This window comes from Selenomonas sp. CM52 (assembly GCF_000292955.1).
In the GTDB taxonomy this organism is placed as follows: domain Bacteria; phylum Bacillota; class Negativicutes; order Selenomonadales; family Selenomonadaceae; genus Selenomonas.
Genome location: NZ_ALNM01000029.1, coordinates 25,320 through 42,771, shown reverse-complemented (window position 1 = coordinate 42,771; position 17,452 = coordinate 25,320). Strand labels below are relative to the sequence as shown.

Annotated in this window: 9 protein-coding genes; all 9 read right to left on the bottom strand. The window is 56.6% G+C overall.

Annotated features, from left to right (window positions below; translation table 11 throughout):
• Nucleotides 1–124: 124 nt before the first annotated feature.
• The 9 genes from HMPREF1153_RS07400 to fliD all read right to left on the bottom strand — a co-directional run bounded on the left by HMPREF1153_RS07400 (nt 125) and on the right by fliD (nt 17,452).
• Nucleotides 125–1,588, bottom strand: a complete 1,464-nt coding sequence (locus tag HMPREF1153_RS07400; protein ID WP_009646349.1) for an O-linked N-acetylglucosamine transferase, SPINDLY family protein — start codon at nt 1,586–1,588, stop codon at nt 125–127.
• A complete protein-coding gene (locus HMPREF1153_RS07395; protein WP_009646331.1) occupies nt 1,585–6,636 on the bottom strand; it encodes an O-linked N-acetylglucosamine transferase, SPINDLY family protein in 5,052 nt (1,683 codons plus the stop codon). Before HMPREF1153_RS07395 ends, HMPREF1153_RS07400 begins: the two co-directional genes overlap by 4 nt.
• On the bottom strand, nt 6,611–8,995 hold the full coding sequence (locus HMPREF1153_RS07390) for a glycosyltransferase (RefSeq protein WP_009646299.1): 2,385 nt from the start codon (nt 8,993–8,995) through the stop codon (nt 6,611–6,613). The genes HMPREF1153_RS07395 and HMPREF1153_RS07390 overlap by 26 nt, the downstream gene beginning before the upstream one ends.
• A complete protein-coding gene (locus HMPREF1153_RS07385) occupies nt 8,992–11,823 on the bottom strand; it encodes a glycosyltransferase (RefSeq protein WP_156810562.1) in 2,832 nt (943 codons plus the stop codon). The genes HMPREF1153_RS07390 and HMPREF1153_RS07385 overlap by 4 nt, the downstream gene beginning before the upstream one ends.
• Nucleotides 11,820–13,166 carry a glycosyltransferase family 2 protein gene (locus HMPREF1153_RS07380; RefSeq protein WP_009646305.1) on the bottom strand — a complete coding sequence of 449 codons (1,347 nt, stop codon included), beginning with the start codon at nt 13,164–13,166 and terminating at the stop codon, nt 11,820–11,822. The genes HMPREF1153_RS07385 and HMPREF1153_RS07380 overlap by 4 nt, the downstream gene beginning before the upstream one ends.
• 130 nt (nt 13,167–13,296) lie before the next feature.
• Complete coding sequence (locus tag HMPREF1153_RS07375; protein ID WP_009646316.1) at nt 13,297–14,601, bottom strand: flagellin N-terminal helical domain-containing protein; 1,305 nt, start codon at nt 14,599–14,601, stop codon at nt 13,297–13,299.
• Between the two features lie 329 nt (nt 14,602–14,930).
• Nucleotides 14,931–15,269, bottom strand: coding sequence for a hypothetical protein (locus HMPREF1153_RS07370; RefSeq protein WP_009646283.1), 339 nt, complete (start codon nt 15,267–15,269; stop codon nt 14,931–14,933).
• Complete coding sequence (fliS, locus tag HMPREF1153_RS07365) at nt 15,266–15,715, bottom strand: flagellar export chaperone FliS (protein WP_009646340.1); 450 nt, start codon at nt 15,713–15,715, stop codon at nt 15,266–15,268. The genes HMPREF1153_RS07370 and fliS overlap by 4 nt, the downstream gene beginning before the upstream one ends.
• A 24-nt stretch (nt 15,716–15,739) precedes the next feature.
• Complete coding sequence (gene fliD / locus HMPREF1153_RS07360; protein WP_009646294.1) at nt 15,740–17,452, bottom strand: flagellar filament capping protein FliD; 1,713 nt, start codon at nt 17,450–17,452, stop codon at nt 15,740–15,742.

Here is a 17,452-nt window from a genome sequence, read left to right as displayed (position 1 = left end):
GAAAAAGCTCGATATAGGCTTAAGGAAGTACGGATAAACTTTCAGTCCATACATGAAAGAGCCAATCAGCCTGCGCCCTTCGGGCTTGACTTCTTGGACTTTCATAGTAACTCCAATATTTTCCTCAACGATTCTCCCCATAGAGCCATTCCTTCCAAATCTTCTCATACATCGCCTCGACCTCGCGCACATAGCGTCTGCCGTCCATCACAGGGGATCGCTGCATCATGGGGCGCAGGTTTCGGTGCAGCGCCGTCAAGAGTTCGCTGTCCGAGGCAAGCGCCGCAGCTTTCTCGATATATTCTTCCGGAGTATGCGCCGCCAGTTCGCCAAGGCCGACATTTTCCAGAAGCGACAATCCGAAGCGTGTGCCATGGCGCGTGCCCGCGAGCGTGATGACGGGCGTTCCCATGTAGAGTGCCTCGCACGTCGTGCCGCCGCCCGTATAGGGAAAGGTATCGAGCGCTATATCCATGTCCATATACTCGTGGATATAATCGAGCGTCATGGGGCGCACCTCGATCTGATCGGGACGATAGCCGAGAGCAAGCGCCCTTTTACGCAGGTTCTTAGGCTTCCACGCCTTGAGCACGAGCTTGGAATCTGGAACACGCATAAGGAGCGTGTACCAGAGGCGCAGCATATCGTCAGAAATTTTTGCGGAGTTGTTGAAGCAGCCGAACACCAGTCGTTCATGTGGCTGCCAGTCAATCGTACTTTTGAACACGGCTTCGAACGGCGTGTAGCAGAAGTGTGAATGTGGAAGACGCAGAAGTTTTTCGGAGAAATACGCATCGCCCTTGCCCTCTGGATCTAGAAAAATATCCGACAGATAGTAATCGACCGCCTTGAGCCCCGACGTGCTCATGTAGCCGATTCCCGTGAGCTGTACGGGCGCCGCCTTGTAGCCGAGCGTCGCCAAACCATGTCCTCCGTCCGTATGACCACTGAGATCGAAGAGAATGTCGATCTCATCTGCAGCAATCGCCCGTGCACGATCCTTCGCCTCAGACAGGACGATGCTGCGCCAAATGTTACCAAAGGATCTCATCTGCTTGGCCGCCGCATCGGCATCGTTGCCAAGATCGTAGCAATAGACCTCGAAACGACTGTGATCAGCGATGGCGAGCAGTTGCATCATGAAGCAGCTCATGATGTGCGTCTTGAAGTTCGACGAGAGGTAGCCTACACGGATCTTCTTGTGGCGGCGGTGAAGCTCTCGCTCGTGATGCAGTTCCTCCTCCGAACGGAAAAATTGATTATAGGTGAAATGGCGTATGGCAAGCTCCTCGTCACCGATCTGCGGCAGATAGTGACAAACCATGAGGTAGTCACTGTAGAGCTTTCTCTGATGTGCAAGGTACGGCGCAAGGGCGACCGCCTCTTGATAAGCAGCAGCCGCCTTCTCGATGCGGCCAACGAAATGCAGGAAGTAGCCGAGCCTGCCGCAGAGGAAACTCTTTTCGCCGCGTTCAAGCTCTGACGCATGCCTTCTAATCAGGTATTCTACGCGCTCGATTCCCGCCTCCCATCTCCCCTTGTCCTGCAAAATAGCAAGCTCCCCAGCGATTTTTGAAAAATCTTTCATCCTTCGTCCGACTCCTCCTTCTTTCGTTCAACTGCCGTGCAATAGAAACGTTCCAGCTCCTCCATATAGTGCGCAGCCTGCATGACGGGCGAAGCAGCAAGATGCGCCCGAAGCGTCCGGTGCAGCTGATCGAGCAGATCTGCATCATGAGCGAGCGCCACGGCTTTCTCAATGTACGACCTCGCGTCAGCAGCGGCAAGGTCCGAAACGCCCACGTTCTTCAGCAGCGACAATCCGAAGCGCGAACCGCGCCGCCTGCCATAGCGCGTGACGACGGGCACACCCATGTAGAGTGCGTCACACGTCGTGCCGCCGCCCGGGTACGGGAATGTATCTAGCGCAATGTCGACCGCCAAATATCGCTCCATGTAGTCGCTCGTCGCAGGCTCCAGATCGACGCGCTCGATGTCGATCTTTGCCTCTGCCATGCGGCGCAGTACCTCTTCTCGCATCTCTGGCGCAAAAAGCTCCTGGCACTTGATGAGCAAACGACTCTTCGGCACGCGCTCCAAGATCTCGCGCCAGCAAAAGAGCATTTCTTCCGTGACCTTGTACCAGTGGTTGAAAACACCGAAAACGATATATCCTTTCACTCTGCATGGTGCACTCGAAGGATTCGGCACATCACTCTTCGCCGTGTAGAGGAACTGGCTCGTCAGGCATACAGGCTCTTCCGTGAAGAACGCGTCGTGCCTTCCCGGCGGGTCGACGATATCGTCCGTGAGGAAGTAATCGACCGAGGAAAGCCCCGTCGTATTGACATAGCCAAGACCCGAAACCTGCACGGGAGCGGGACGATAGCAGAATATGGGGAGTGCGCCGCCCGCGCTGTGCCCTGCGAGGTCAACGAGGACATCGATCTCATCGGCACGAATCCTTTCGGCAATCTCCGCATAGGAAAATCCCGCCATCTCGCGCCAAGCCGTCGCGTGCTCCTTTAGGGCAGCGGTGAAGCCGTCCTCCTCCTCTGCGAGCGAATACGCGTAGACCTCAAAATGCGTGCGGTCAAAGCGTACGAAAAGGCCGTAGATGAAGGATAACATGACGTGTCGGCGAAAATCGGGCGACATGTAACCGATGCGAATCTTGCTGCGTATCTGCAAAATACGCGCGGCAAGCGGCTCGATCCCTTCGAGAATCCTCTCATAATCTCGATGCGCAGCAAAAAGCGCCTCCCGCCCAATCGCTGTATTGTGCAAAGCGAGCAGATGCGAGCTGTAGGCTGCCGTGCGTGTGCGAAGCTTCTCTGCTAAGTCAGAAGCCTCCCGATAGGCTGCAGCAGCCTCGTCGGCATGGCCGAGCATGTATGCGGCATGACCATGTGCAAGCGCAAGACGATAGCGGAAGGGGCGCGTCTCGTGCGTCTTTTCCGTCAGCGCAGCCGCCTCTTTCAAACTCGCGAGCGCCGCCTTATGATCGCCCGACAGCTTCTGCGCTTCGGCGAGAAGCTGCAGGATTTCCGGCTTATTCTCCTGCGTCTTCTCAAGCGCCATTTCAAGATAAAGACGTGCCCGTGACACCTGCTGCAGCTGCAGGGCGGCAAAGCCCATGCTCATCAAGAGTCTCTCCGAGGCAGCATGGAGAGCCCTAAGACGTGCGGCGACAGAGAGGAACCGCCGCCAATCACGTGCGTTGAAGGCCGCATCCGTCTCTTTTTCCATCTTGAGCACAAGCGCCTTGCGTACCTCTCCCTCATCTTCTCCGAGTCGATGTGCCCAGATCTTTTCATACGCCGCTTCGAGATGGAGCATGTAGCGCGCGGCGTCCATGAGGGGAGACGCCTCCATGCGCGTGCGCAAGGTACGCCGCAGGACAGCGAGCGTCTGCACATCAGCGGCAAGCGCACACGCCTTCTCCACATATTCGTCCGCCGTATGCGCACAGCAAGCGTCGACAAGACCGAGATTTGCCAAAATGCTCACGCCGAAGCGTGCGCCATGGCGCACGCCTGCCAATGTGACGACGGGCACGCCCATGTAGAGTGCGTCGCACGTCGTACCACCGCCCGGGTATGGGAATGTATCAAGCGCGATATCGACCTCGCCGTATGCCGCGAGGTACTCTGCCGTATGGCCTTCGGTTTTGACGCGCACGAGATCGATCCCCGCCGCCTCGATGCGGCGGAGCGCCTCCTGCCTGCCGTCCACCGCATCGAACGCTGCCGTCTTGAGGAAGAGGCGCGAGCGCGGCACGGTGCGGAGAATCTTCGCCCAGAGATGCAGCACCCGATCCGTGACCTTCGCGAAGTTGTTGAAGCTGCCGAACGTAATATAGCCCTTCTCCCGCGCGGGCAAAGGCGCGATGCGCGATTTTTCCCCCGCGCGGCTCGCACGGTAGCAGAGGTGACTCTCGGGCAAGCGCAGGAGCTTCTCCGTAAAGCAGTCGTCGTTTTCCCCCATAGGGTCGGTATACGCGTCCGTCAAGAAATAATCGACCGCTGAAAGCCCCGTCGTATCGAAGTAGCCAATACCCGAGATCTGCACGGGTGCAGGACGCAGCGCGAGCACGGGAAGCGCGTTGTTCGCACTGTGCCCCGAGAGGTCGAAGAGGATGTCGATCTCATCGGCGCGAATCTTCTCGGCAATCTCCGCGGGAGTCTCGCCGTCCACATAGCGCCAAACTGACGCATGAGAAGAAAGCTCCGCCGCCATCGCATTCTCTCCCGCAAGCGAGTAGCCGAAGACCTCGAAGCGGGTCTTGTCGAAGTGCGTGAAAAAGGCGAAGCTGAAGAGTGCGACGATATGGAACGTGAAGTCGGGCGAAATGTAGCCGACGCGAATCTTCTCGCGCCTTTTCGGCGTTCCCTTCCATCGCGGCGCTTCTTTGAAAAGCTCCCCGTAGAGGCGTGCCGCATCGAGCAGGAAGCGCGGCTCGCGCTCGACATAGTGCAGGGCGAAGAGGTAGTTGCTCCATGACGCCGCCTTATCTTCGAGCGTATCGGCGACATCAAACGCCGCTTTCTCCGCGCACAGAGCTTCTTCAATCTCACCCATACTGCGGCAGATGCGCGCGACGAGGTTGTGCGCGAGCACCTGCTCCCCCCGTGAGAGTGTGCCGAGGGCGAGTGCGCGGCGTGCATCTTCGAGCGCATCGCGCCAACGGCCGAGCAGGAATACGGCGCGCGCGCGCAAGAGAAATCCAAAGCCATCCGCCTTGTCTGCAAGGTACAGTCCAGCCGCACGCGCGGCATTCTCCCCCTCTTCGGCATCGACGTAAAGCCCTGCCAGAAGCCGCCATACATCGCGCGATGCCCTGCCTGCAGCAAGGAGCGCGTCGGCAGCGGCAAGCGCCTGACGCAAGTCCCCTGCCGCAAAAAAGCGTTTGAGCACAATGGCGAGCCTCGCAGCTTCTTCGGGCGAAGGCAGCGTCTCAGTCGCATCGTGCGCGGCGAGTGCCGTTTCATAGCCGGCTTCGAGAGCGGCGACGTAAGAAGCGCCGTCCATCAAAGGCGAATTTTCCATCATGGAGCGCAGATTCCCGTGCAGGGCGGCAAGAAGCTCCGCATCCTTCGCCAGCGCCACAGCTGTCTCTACATAGCTTGCCGCATCCGCTGCCGCCAGATCCTCCAACCCGAGATTGGCGAGAATGCTGAAACCGAAGCGCGCACCGTGCGAATCTCCCTTGAGCGTGACGACGGGAACACCCATGTAGAGCGCATCGAACGTCGTACCGCCGCCCGGATAGGGGAATGGATCGAGCGCGATGTCGACATCATGATACTCGTGCAGGTATTCACGAGTATCGGGGCGCAGCTCGACGCGTGCAGGCTCGATGCCTGCCGCTTGCAGCCGCTCAAGTGCGGCGGCGCATCCCTCCTCGCTCGAAAAGGCGGCGGATTTCAAGAGCAGGCGCGAGTTCGGAACTGCTGCAAGGATCTGCGCCCACACCGCGAGCACTTCGTCTGAAGCCTTGGCGAAAGCATTGAAACTGCCGAAGGTCACGAATCCCTTCTCCATGCATGGCGCAGTACCCGCAGGCGGCGCATCCGCTGCGGGCGTATAGCAGAGATGTGTATGCTCGAGCACGAGCAGTTTCTCCGTAAAAAACGGCGCTTCCTTGATACCCGCCGGTGCGCCGTCGAGCCATACATCGCCGATCATATAGTCGACCGTGGGAAGCCCCGTCGTCGCGAAGTAGCCGATGCCTGACATCTGCACGGGCGCAGGGCGATGAGCGAGCACGGGAAGCGCCGTGCCGCGCGTATGACCGGCGAGATCCACGAGGACGTCTATGCCGTCCTCGTAGATACGCCGTGCCGCCTCCTGTGGCGAGAGCGGCGAGATATTGCGCCAAGCGTCGACGAGACGCATGATACGGCGACTCTCCTCGTCCTCCGGGCCGTTCTGGTAGCAATAGACCTCGAAGCGCTCGGCATCGTAATGCGTGAAGAGCGCCTCGGCAAAACGCAGCACGACATGATGGCGCAAGTCGGGCGAGATATAGCCGATGCGAATCTTGCGCCGCTTTGGCCGAAGGCGATGAAGAAACGGCGTCACGTCACAGAAAAGCTCTCCATAAGCGCAGTGCGCACGGTACACTTCTTGCTGAGGCACACGCAGAAAATGCAACGCGAAGAGGACGTTGCTCCATGCCACGGCGCGAAGCTCAGGAGTTTCCGCTGCAGCCGCCGCTTTTTTGTAGGCGGCAGCTGCTTCTTCTGCCAATCCCATAGTACGCGCCGCCTGCCCGAGAAGGTTGCAGACCTTCTCGACGTAGAGAGGGGCAATCCCTTCCTCACGCTGCAAGAGCGACGTCAGCGCATGATGCGCCGAGAGCAGCTTTCCTTCGGCGAAAAGGATTCGCGCATGGAGAAAAGCGCCGTAGACAGACTGCGACTCCTTCTGCAGAAGCGCCTCGACCAAGGGCGCCGCCCCCTCATAGTCGCCCGCCTCGATGTGGATGCTCGCAGCGGCGCCGAGCGCCTCCGCCTGGGTCGCCTCGTCCTTTGCCAGCTCGCGCACAGCGTCCATCGCTGCGTCGAAATCGCGCACGGCGAGACATGCGCCGATCCTCTCGCGCAGCCTATCTTTTTCCTTCTCGCTTGCCATGCGCCCGCTCCTTTTTCTTCATTTTTTCCAGCGTGCGCCGGGTGGAGCGCATCGTCTCTTCGTACTTGCGCCAATAGTCACCTGCCGCCGCACGGTCAAAACGATCGCGCTCCGCCAGATACTCACCATAAAGAAGCTCCAATGGCTGTATATACTCTTCTTCCGTCGTGATGTATATGCAGCGCTCAAAATACTCCTTGATGAGCCGCAGCCACTCCAAGCGGCTCAAGAGGATGACCGCCTCCTGCTGCCCCTCCTGCGCCGCGTGACGCCGATAGCAGCTCAGGGGCTTCTGGAAGAAAACGCAATCTCCTCCTTCCAGAAGTTCCAGCCACATCGCCACGTCGGAAATCGTCTTGTAGCCACGGCTCTCGGCGCGCCAATAGTGGTGCTTGAGATCGGCTCGTCGAAAGAGGACGGCCGATGGCTCGCCAAGGAAGTTTCTGCAGCCGAGCAGCGTCTCCTTGCCGACGGCCTCGCCCTCGAATACGGAATAATCCGCTTCACTTTCGGGCACTCCCTCCGTACAAGGATTCGGTTGCACCCTGCCCTCCCCATCAATCTGAGCGCGCCTCGAAGTCACTAGTCTCGCCGCAGGATTCTCGCGAAACGCCTGCATCATCTTCTCGACCTTGCCGTCGAGCAGGATGTCGTCGTCCATCAGCCACTGCAGGTACTCGCCCCTTGCGAGATGCTCAAATGGCACGAAGTTCTCCTCCTTCGTCTTCGCCGTCCTGTTTCGGTGATAGCACAGCCTCGGGTCGCCCAAATACTTTTCAATCAGAGCTTCCGTTCGGTCGTCCGTGCTGTTGTCGCAAACGATAATCTCAAGATTCTCATACGTCTGCCGCAGGGCGCTTTGGAGCGCAAGCTCAAAGAACTTCGGGCGGTTGTACGTCGGGATCATGATGCTGACGAGAGGCAGCGCCTTCCTGCGCCACTGCTTTCGGTAAGCATCGGCAAGCAGGAGCGAGGCGCCATCCATCTCGGGCAGGATGTGCATCTCACCCTTCGCCTCGGCGAGCACAGAAGAAAAGCTCTTGAGCCGTGCAGAAAATTCCACCGCTGCGGCATCCATGCGATTCGCTGCCACATAGAGATATGCTTCATCCTTCTGATCCTGCGGCAAAAATCGCGCATAGTAAAGCACGATCGGCGTCGCCTCCCGTGCGCGTAAAGCCTTCATAAGAAACAGCGCATCGTGCTCCTTGTCGTAGAGCGTATCGAGGAGTGCGATGACGTCCGCCGCTTCCTGGCCTGCGAGAGCATCGTAAAGGGCGAGGAAAAGCCCCTCGTCATACGGATATTCCCGGAGACCGCGCAGGAAAAGATCGAATGCCTCGTCCGCTCTTCCCTGCATTGCCGCTATCTTTCCAAGAGATGCACAGACAAAGGGAAACATCTGCAGCGAGTTGTCCGATCGAAGCGACGCAGGCGCCTTCTCCTTGAGCTTCATGCCAAGGCGGAACATCTTTTCTGCAAGCAGATAGTCGTGCTCCTCCCACGCCAGGAGTCCATACTCCATGGGAAACTCTGCGAGATCAGGGTACTTCTCCATCGCCTTTTCCAGGACGGCTACGATCTCTTCCTTCGGCCGTTTCTGGGCAAGTAAAGCGCGCGTCAATCCCCAGTACTCAGCACCTTCACGCCCCAGATAGATGATCTTGCTTTCAATCGCTCTGCGTGCATATTCTTCCGCCTTGGCAAAATCGCCCAAGCCATAGTAGCAATCCATATAATGCAGAGCGTCATCCGTCGACTCGCCCTCCGTCTCTTCCTTCTGTTGAAGGAATTCGAGGTTGCGCTCAAGCTTTTTTTGTACGAGATGCTGTGAATAACCCGTATGGAAAATCACAAGTTCCGGCGTCGCGAACATCTCATGCTCCGCCCTACGAGCATCTACAACATGCTCATGAATCTTGCCCTCGTAGCGAAGGTCGGGACTATTGCGGAAAATGCGCAGTTGGAAGATTGCTCCCGTAAAGCGGTTTCCCTGATCCTTGTCGATGTTGACGAGCCGGCAGATCACGCCGACGATGGGCTTCGTGCTTTTCTCCACCTCCATGAGGAGCGGGCGCACCTTGGCAATCGTCTGCGAGCTGAAATATTCGTCAGCGTCAAGGAAGAGGATCCAGTCGCCCTTCGCCTTTTCCAGCGCGCAGTTCTTCGCGGCGGCAAAATCGTTCTGCCACGCATGATGAAAGACGCGTGCGCCCGCCGCCTTCGCCATCTCGACCGTACGATCGGTCGAGCCGGTATCGACGACAATCATCTCGTCAGCAATCTTCTTCATTGAAGAGAGCCACGTGCCGATATTCTCTTCTTCATTCTTCACGATCACGCAGGCGGAAAGCTTCATGCTCCGACTCCCTTCATCCATGCCTCATAGGCGGCGATATCTTTCGCCGCTGAACCCAAAGCCCGCGCACGCGAAAAGCACTCGCGCGCTGCAGGAAAGTCTCCCATTTGATAAAAAGCGACGCCTGTGTCATGCCAAAAGGCATCATCTGCTGCTGGAGAATCTGCAGGAATCTCCGCCAAAAGAGCCATAGCGGCTTGCCATCTTTCCGCTGCCAAAAGGAGCGACGCCGCCTCGCACTTCTTTTCCGGCGTCAGCGCAGAAAGGATCCGGACGTATCGCAGCAGGACTTCGTTCGGCAGTCTTTGTGCGAGCACGGGAAGGAACGCCCGGCACTCTTCCCAAAGATCTGCGCTGATCGGCTGCTTCTTGGTAAAGCTGCGCAGGATCTCCTGCAGCTCAGGCAGAAGAGACTGCATCTCCGATGCATGTGCACGCACGGAATCCCCTTTGGCCAGCGCCAGCAACAGCACGAGGAAGAGTTCCTGCATCACAGCGGCAACGTTCTCCATCGCCACATCCGCCATTTTTTCCCAATCTTGCACCTGCCAAGCGGCGAGGCATGCCGCCTCGGGCAAATATTCACCCGAAAGGTCTGTAAGCTCTGCAGAAGCATCAGCAGCGAGCTGCGCCTCTCCCGCAGAAATCGCCCAACGCGCCAGAAAGCGCAACGCCTCAGGCGTATGCGGGAAGAACTTGTACAGTTCCTCACCGCAAGGGACACCCCCGATTCTCCGCCAGAGTCCGAGCGCTTCCTCATTGAACGGGTTGAGGCGCAAGGAGGAAGTGATCGCCGCCTTCGCCTTTTCCTTCTCGCCGAGAGCGAGGCGAATCTCGGCCAGCTCGCGCCAGGCGACGGGAGACTCTGCAGAAAAGCGCGTGGCCTGTCCTGCGTCATCTTCATGTGTAAAAATATCGAGTGCCTGTTCAAGACAAGCAGCAGCACCCCTGAGTCTTCCTGACGAAAAGAGAATCCTGCCCTTTTCCGCATGAAAATCGGGCAGACTTGGAAATTCCTCCGCCGCTTTTTCTGCCAGGGAAAGCATATCCTGAGCCGACATTCGGCATTCGCGCATCGCGCGCAGCGCCGTTCGATACATATCGCTGTCACTGCCGACGGCAGTCGCTGAAGAATCGAGCGCCGCCAGAGCATAGTACAGCGCCTTTCTCCAATCGCCAAAAGCGGTGTAGCAGTCTGCCAAATAACGGTAGTGCCTGTCCTGTTCGCCGTTTTCTTTGATATCTTCCTGCAGCAGGGCAAAATTGCGCTCCATCTTCTTCATCACGCGCCCCGATGAGTAGCCGAGATGATGGACGGTCAGATGCCTTCTTTCCATTTTGATCTCAAGTTTGCCATCCATCTTGCAAATGGTTTCGTGAATTCGGCCGGCAAAGACAAGATCTTTCCTGCGCCGAAAGAGACGTACGGCTGGAAAGCGCTGGATCTCCCTGAGTCGATCATCCTCGTCGAGATTTACGATCGTCAGCATGACTGCCTCAATCTCCGGCTGCTCGACGGAAAGCGAGGCAAGATACGGCCGCACTTGCTGCGGTGCAGCAAAATACTCATCGGCATCGAGAAAAGCGACCCATTCTCCCGTTGTATGAGCAAGAGCCGCATTCTTTGCCACTGCAAAATCATCGCTCCATGGATGATCGTAAACACGCGCCCCCGCCGCCTCAGCAAGTTCCTTCGTATCATCCTCGGATCCCGTATCAACGACGATGCGCTCATCGCTGTAAACCGCCGTATTTTCGAGCCAGCGCGGAAGATCATGCGCCTCATCACGCGCGATGGTGCAGGCTGAAATTTTGAGCGTCTTCTCCCTTTCCGCGATCTTCTGCCAAAGGGCTGTGCGCTCCTTCGCCACGGCGAGCATCGCATCATCAAACTCCATGGCTTCGCCGTCTTCCTCATGCTCGGCATAGGCACGAAAGGCTTGCTGCATTGCCTCTGACGCCTCCGAAAATCTCAAATCGCGTGCGAGATGCTCAGCATATTCAGCATGGAACTCCGGCAGGCCTGGAAAGTCCCGTACGGCCTTCTCCAACAATCGGGTGCGTTCCTCTCCTTCCGGCAGCATATAAAGCAGCATGCGATAGCAGCGACTGGCGAAGATCACAGGACGAGGTCCCGCCGCAACGTCAAGCCTTGCATAATGAAGGGCGCGCTCTGTATCACCCACGCCCTCATACGCCTCGGCCAGGTAACGATAGAGATCCTGCGGACTTTCCGTCTGCTTCAATTCCCGCAGGAGGAGTTTCAAGTTGCGCTCCGCCTTTCCTTTCAAGCGACTCTCCGTATAGCCCGTATGAAGCAGCACCAACATAGCCTCTGGGATGAATGCGAGCCGCAGTTCCGCCCCCTTTCGCTCAATGTGCTCGTGGATACGCCCCACATAGCGAATCTCAGGTGAGCGCCGGAAAGCACGCACGACGTAGGTGTGATCGATTCGTCGCGCCTTCTCGCCGTCGATGTCAAGATTCACGATCTTTACGGCAAGCGCGTCATATTCCTTCGCTTCTTCAAGAATGACGCGCAGATTCCCCCGCGTTTCTTCGGAAAAGCGCTCATCTGCATCGAGGAAGATGATCCAGTCGCCTGTCGCATGAGAAAGCGCCTCGTTTCGTGCTGCCGCAAAATCGTCATGCCAAGAACCTCGAAAGAGCTTTGCCTTGGGAATCTTCTCTACGATGCGGCACGTATCATCCTCTGAGCCTGTATCGTAGACAACAATCTCATCTACACTCGCAGCGACACTTGCGATGGAAGAGCTTATATTCTTCGCCTCATTTCGTGTAATCCAGCATGCCGATATGCGCATCATCGATCTCCTTTTTTCTTCTTCACAATCTCATAGCCTTTCCACTTTTCCTGCAGAGTCTTCGGCAAAAAAGCGAGCATTTCTGCCTTTGCCCGCGGCACACGAGCCGCTGCCACAAGAAGCAAACCACAGCGGCAGATCCGTGTCAGAGCAGGTGAAGCCGAACACCTGCCCTGCAACAAACGCCTCTGCAGTAAGGCGGGAAGCATCATCGTGCTCCCATTCCCTGCAAATTCCTTCATCTGAATCCCACAAATGCGGCACATTTCTTCCAATAGTTCCTTTGCAGAAGGAGGCATCCCTCCATGAAAGCAGCTGCTTTTCAGAAAATTCAAAGCTGCTAAATCATAACGCCCCAGAACGCGATAGATCTGTGCAAGGCGTTCATAGGCAATCCCACCGCCCTTATAAAAGTACGGAAACACCTCATCTTCCCGAACAGCCTCAAAAAGGACGGCTGCTTTCTCCAAATTGCAAACTGCCTGCTCCAGTTCTCCCCTGCAGGAAAGAAGAATGCCTTTTTCCGCATAGAACTCGGGAAGATGCGGAAATTCCGCCTGTGCACAATCCATAAGATCACACATCAAGTCCAAGGGAATACTAAGGGATCGCATGGCTTCCAGTGCAACGTGATAAAGGCCCCTGCGGGTATCTCGTGGATACGTAGGGAATTCCAACCCCGAAAATGCCATCTCTAAACAGCGTTCGTATTGGCGAAGGTGGTAGAAACAATCCGTAAGTCCGGGATAAAACCGCTCCGCATGACCATTCTCCCTGATGTCCTTGAGCATCAGGGACAGATTGCGTTCGATTTTTTCCTCAATCATGCCGCCGCGATACCCGTCATGATTGAGTACGAGTCCTTCGGGATAAGAAACTCGCAGGCGGCCTTTGCTGCTGTATACATTTTCATGAATCTTTCCATGATAGCGCAGCCATGGTGCATTGCGAAATATGCGCAGACTTCTGTCGCGTGAAAATTCTTTGCCTTGATCGTCGAGATTCAGGCGCAGAAGCATCATCGCTTCCAAATCGGGAGCGGCGCCGATCTCCGCTTCAATCATACTGCGCACACCTTGCGGTTCGACAAACCACTCATCTGCATCAAGAAAAACGATCCAATCCCCTGAAGCTGCTTCAACAGCAAAATTTCTCGGAGCGGAGAAATCGTCCTGCCAGGAAAAATCCAATACGCGCGCTCCCAGCGCCTCGGCAATTTCTCGTGTCCTGTCCGTCGATCCCGTATCGACCACGATGATTTCATCCACAGCGTCTGCCAGACTCTGCAAGGAGCGGGCGATATTTCGTTCTTCATTTTTCGTGATATAGCAGGCAGATATTTTCATGATGCCCTCCCGATAAGCTCATGTCTTGTTATCGTGATAAGCAAGATGAAACTTAAAACGACAAAGAGCAAAAAAGAACCTCCCCCTTTTGGGGAGGTTCTTTTTTGCTCTTTGTGTAATTCTGACGAAATTACTGGAGCAGGCTGAGAACGCCGGAGCTGGACTGGTTCGCCTGAGCGAGCATAGCCTGAGCAGCCTGCATGAGAACGTTGTTCTTCGTGTAGTTCGTCATCGCCTTTGCCATGTCGGCATCGCGGATGGTGGACTCGGAAGCCTGGACGTTCTCGCTTGCCGTCGTCAAGTTCTGGCTCGTGTAGTTCAAGCGGCTCTGAACAGCGCCGATCGTCGTCTGCTGGTCGAGGGCCTTGCTGATCGCGTTGTCAAGAACGTTGATGGCAGCATTCGCCTTGTCACGCGTGCTGATGTTCAGCGTGGAGCCGTCCGAACCCTGGAGGCCGAGAGCCTGGGCGCGCATATCGGTCATGCCGACGCGGATCGCCTGGTTGGCGCGCGTGCCGATCTGGAAGTTCATCGAGTTGTCCTGCGAGTTATCCTGCGCACGAACCGTCTCGGAGAAAGCGTCGAGAACAGCGTTCGCGGACTTGTTGATGTTGCCCTGCGTGTCCGTGATGCTGAACGTGATGCCGCCGATCGAGTTGCCGACACCCGTGCCGCCAGCGTAGATCGAAACCGCACTCTCACCGGAAGCCGTATAGACCGTATCGCCGGCGACGTTCGTGCCGATGATGGACGATGCACCAACCGCCGCAGCCATCTTGCCAACGCCGGAAATCTTGCCGATGATATCCTTGAAAGTGCACGTACTGACCGTGAAAGACGTCGTCACCGTCTTGCCCTGGTTGACATAGGAAACCGTGATCGTATCCTGCGAATGGATGTTGAGGTTGCGACCCGTGCGATCGAGCAGACCCGTCAGAGCCGAAGTAGCCTCCGTCGCCGTGCTCATCGCCTGGTTCGTGAACGTCGTCGTCGTAGCCGTAACCTTCTGGTTGTGCGTACCGTCGACGAGGTACTTGCCGTTGAACGTGATGTTCGCATTGTCGTTGATCTGGTCGATGCTCTGGTTGAGCTCCTTCTGGATCGTCAGACGATCGTCATCCGTGTTCGTGTCGTTCGCAGCGTTGATGACCTTCTCCTTGAGGGTCTTGAGGATGTCAACCGTGCTGGAAACAGCGCCCTCAGCAACCTTCATCATGCTGTTGCCGTTCTGCGTGTTCTGGTTGTCCTGATCGAGCGAACGGATCTGGACGCGCATGCGCTCGGAAATCGCATAGCCCGAAGCGTCATCGACAGCGCCGTTGATCTTCATACCGGACGAAACCTGCTTGAGGCTCGTCGAGAGCGCGCTCTGATTCTTGTTCAACGTGTTCAGCGTGTTGACCGCCATCATGTTGTTCTTAACTACCAATGCCATTTGTCTTTTCCTCCCTGGTTGTTCCTAGTTCTTCTCCTGCCGGGCATCCTTGTCCGGTGCTTGAGACGGCTTGCCGTCCCTGCGCCTTCCGGCGCAAATAAGCAAAGCAGGCGTTTTCCGTCATTGCTGCATGCCGCCGCTAGCTAGCTTCATGCAACGGGTTGATCGGAGACCCGCCTGGTTGCTGACACTTTTTGAGCAGCAAGTATCTCTTGCCTTTGCTCAATTAGTTTATCGGTGGGACGCGTCATTTCCTTAAGTGTTTTTTGAAACTTTTTTCCCGCCGACGAAAATTTATTTTACGGAAGGCTGCACCGCCCCGTACTTCCTCACATTTCTCGATTCACGAGATGGCCACTGGGGTCAAAACCCCTGACCTCATAGTCGCGTACGGTTTCATGCTGCATGCGCGACTTGTTCAACCAGACCTTCGTGTTGTAGATGATCTGCATCTCGATAGGCTTGAGTTCTTCGACGAGAGCTCGCCCTTCCTGCGTCACCTTGAAGGCCTCGATGCTGCATTCTTCCATCTGTTCAAACACCTTGGCCCTCTGCTCTTCAAGGTCGAGGAAACGATCAATATCGTCCTCCTTGATGAACTTCAGCATCTCGTGCGAAAGCTCCAGGTACAGCTGCCAAAGCTCTTCGGGTGTGCGCATCTCCATCATGCGCCCTCGGTCGGAGGCGTCGTGGAGATCTCGGGCACGGGCGGCGCCGCCCCTTCGAGCGTCTCTCCCGATTTTTCGGCACGCGCCTTCTTCATCGCCTGTGCCCAGGCGTCGCGCAGCTCGCGGATAATGCCCGCCGCCTCATCAATCTTGCCTGTATCACTCGACAAGTTTCCTTGTACGAGGCAGTCATAGACGTAGTTGTACAGCGGCAGTAGCTGATGCGAGATCTCATAGTCGAAGTCGAGCGTCACGCGAAATTCCGTGATGATCTTCTCCGCCTTGATGATGGAGTTGTTCGCCGACTCGTAGTCCTTCTTCTCCAGCGCTTCCTTGCCCTCCGACATGAAGCGCAGGGCGCCGTTGTAAAGCATGAGCGTCAGGGCTTCAGGCGTCGCCGTCATGATCTGCTGTCTCTTATATGCTTCCGCTGCTGCATTTACCATTCGTTTTCCCCCTGCCTTCCCCTATCACTTCGCGCCGAAAATCGAGCTGTAGGTGCTGTTCATGCGCTGCAGCGCCGATTCCATCGCGTCGTATTTCTTATAGAGCTGTGACTGGAAGTCGTCCAAGAGATTCTTGAAGTCCTTCATCTTTTTCTTCTGCGAGCGAATCAGGTTGCCGAGCGTCGACGCATCGTCCCAATCAGACTTAGTGCCCGCTTCCTTGCTGATCTCCTTGAGGCTGTCCAGAGCGACTTTCGACAGGCGCATCGAAACGCCCGAGTTCTTGAAGTCATCCTTCTCGTCCAGCGAACCAAAGACGCGGTAGACGGAGTCAGGATCTTCCGCCAGCGCCTTCTTGAGCTTGTCCTCGTCCAGCGACAGATGACCGTGGTTGTTGCCGACCTTCGTCGTAATGCCGAGCGAGGATGCGGAGTTGTACTTCGACTCGGCAGCCGCGACAGGCGTCGCGACGGCTTCTCTCATCTTGCTGATGAGCCTGCCGAGGTAGGTGTTGTGGTAGAGAAGCCCGCCCTTCGCCTTTTCGTTCCAGCGCTTGACCTGCTCTTCCGACATGCCCTTTTCCTGATCTTTCGTCAGCGGGTCGTAATCCTTGTCGTGCTGCGTGTTGTATTCTTTCTGCAGCTCGTCCAGGAGCTTGTTGTAGCTCTCGACGAACTTCTTGACCTTGTCGACGACGGCGTTGACGTTCTGCGAAACGGAAACCGTGACGGTCTGTCCCGTCTGCGTCTTGTTGAGGAAGTTGTAGGTGACGCCCCCCGCGACGAGGCGATTCTCATCGACAATGTACTCTCTGCCGTCGACCTTGACCTTGCCTGCTGTGCCGCCGAACTGCTGCTCTGTGCCCTGCACGAAAGAGGGCAGGTTCGTCAAGGTGTTCGTCGACTGGTCGAATTTCGCGAGGTGAAGGTTGTTCACGAGCTGTGTCGAACCTTTGTCGAGCGTCTTGATGTTGATGACATTCGCCGCGCCGCCGCTCTTGTTGTAGATGCTGAACGACCCTGTCGCGGCATCATAAGCCGCGTTGAAGTTCGCCTTGTGCGCGACATCCTTCGGCCCTTTCGGCGGACGCTTGGCGTTCTGTATGCTGCTCGCGAGGTCATTCAGCGTCTTCTTGTTTTCCACGAGATCCTTGAACGTATACTTGACGTGGTAGATATCGTCGGCAGATGCCGAACTCTTGTCCGCGAGATCCATCTCAATCGCCGTGTCGCCTTCATTGACGACGGCATCCGTACCGTCCGCATAGTAGACGTGATACTGCTGCACGCCGCCGGGGCCGGGCGTCGTCAGCTTATCGATGCGCTTGAAAGCGATGTCGGCAAGCTCGGTCGACAGTGCTTTACTCGGATTATCCGAGGAGCGCGTGATCGGCGCGTTCGACACGAAATAGGAGTTCGACGCGAGCTTTTCAACCGTGACCGTATGGCTCATGACCGCCGCCGCACCGTTCGCATTGACCGTGACCGTCTTGTCGTCCGAACTCGACGCGCTCTTCGCTGCCATGTCGGACTGCTGCTTATAGTTCGTAAGCTCGGAGAGGTTGTACGTGTTGACCTTGTTGTAAAGCTCGTTGAGCGCGGTCTTCGTGTACTCATTCGTCATCTCGCGCTTGTACATCTTGTCATATTGGTTCTGCTTGCCCTTCATGCCCATCTTGACGAGGGATTCTACGTCAAGACCCGAGCCGGAAAGGCCGTAAATTCCGTTTACACCCAT

Excerpts from the sequence above, each read along its gene's own strand:
- HMPREF1153_RS07400 (WP_009646349.1), bottom strand. The coding sequence starts at position 1,588 with ATGAAAGATTTTTCAAAAATCGCTGGGGAGCTTGCTATTTTGCAGGAC.
- HMPREF1153_RS07395 (WP_009646331.1), bottom strand. The coding sequence starts at position 6,636 with ATGGCAAGCGAGAAGGAAAAAGATAGGCTGCGCGAGAGGATCGGCGCA.
- HMPREF1153_RS07390 (WP_009646299.1), bottom strand. The coding sequence starts at position 8,995 with ATGAAGCTTTCCGCCTGCGTGATCGTGAAGAATGAAGAAGAGAATATC.
- HMPREF1153_RS07385 (WP_156810562.1), bottom strand. The coding sequence starts at position 11,823 with ATGATGCGCATATCGGCATGCTGGATTACACGAAATGAGGCGAAGAAT.
- HMPREF1153_RS07380 (WP_009646305.1), bottom strand. The coding sequence starts at position 13,166 with ATGAAAATATCTGCCTGCTATATCACGAAAAATGAAGAACGAAATATC.
- HMPREF1153_RS07375 (WP_009646316.1), bottom strand. The coding sequence starts at position 14,601 with ATGGCATTGGTAGTTAAGAACAACATGATGGCGGTCAACACGCTGAAC.
- HMPREF1153_RS07370 (WP_009646283.1), bottom strand. The coding sequence starts at position 15,269 with ATGATGGAGATGCGCACACCCGAAGAGCTTTGGCAGCTGTACCTGGAG.
- fliS (WP_009646340.1), bottom strand. The coding sequence starts at position 15,715 with ATGGTAAATGCAGCAGCGGAAGCATATAAGAGACAGCAGATCATGACG.
- fliD (WP_009646294.1), bottom strand. The coding sequence starts at position 17,452 with ATGGGTGTAAACGGAATTTACGGCCTTTCCGGCTCGGGTCTTGACGTA.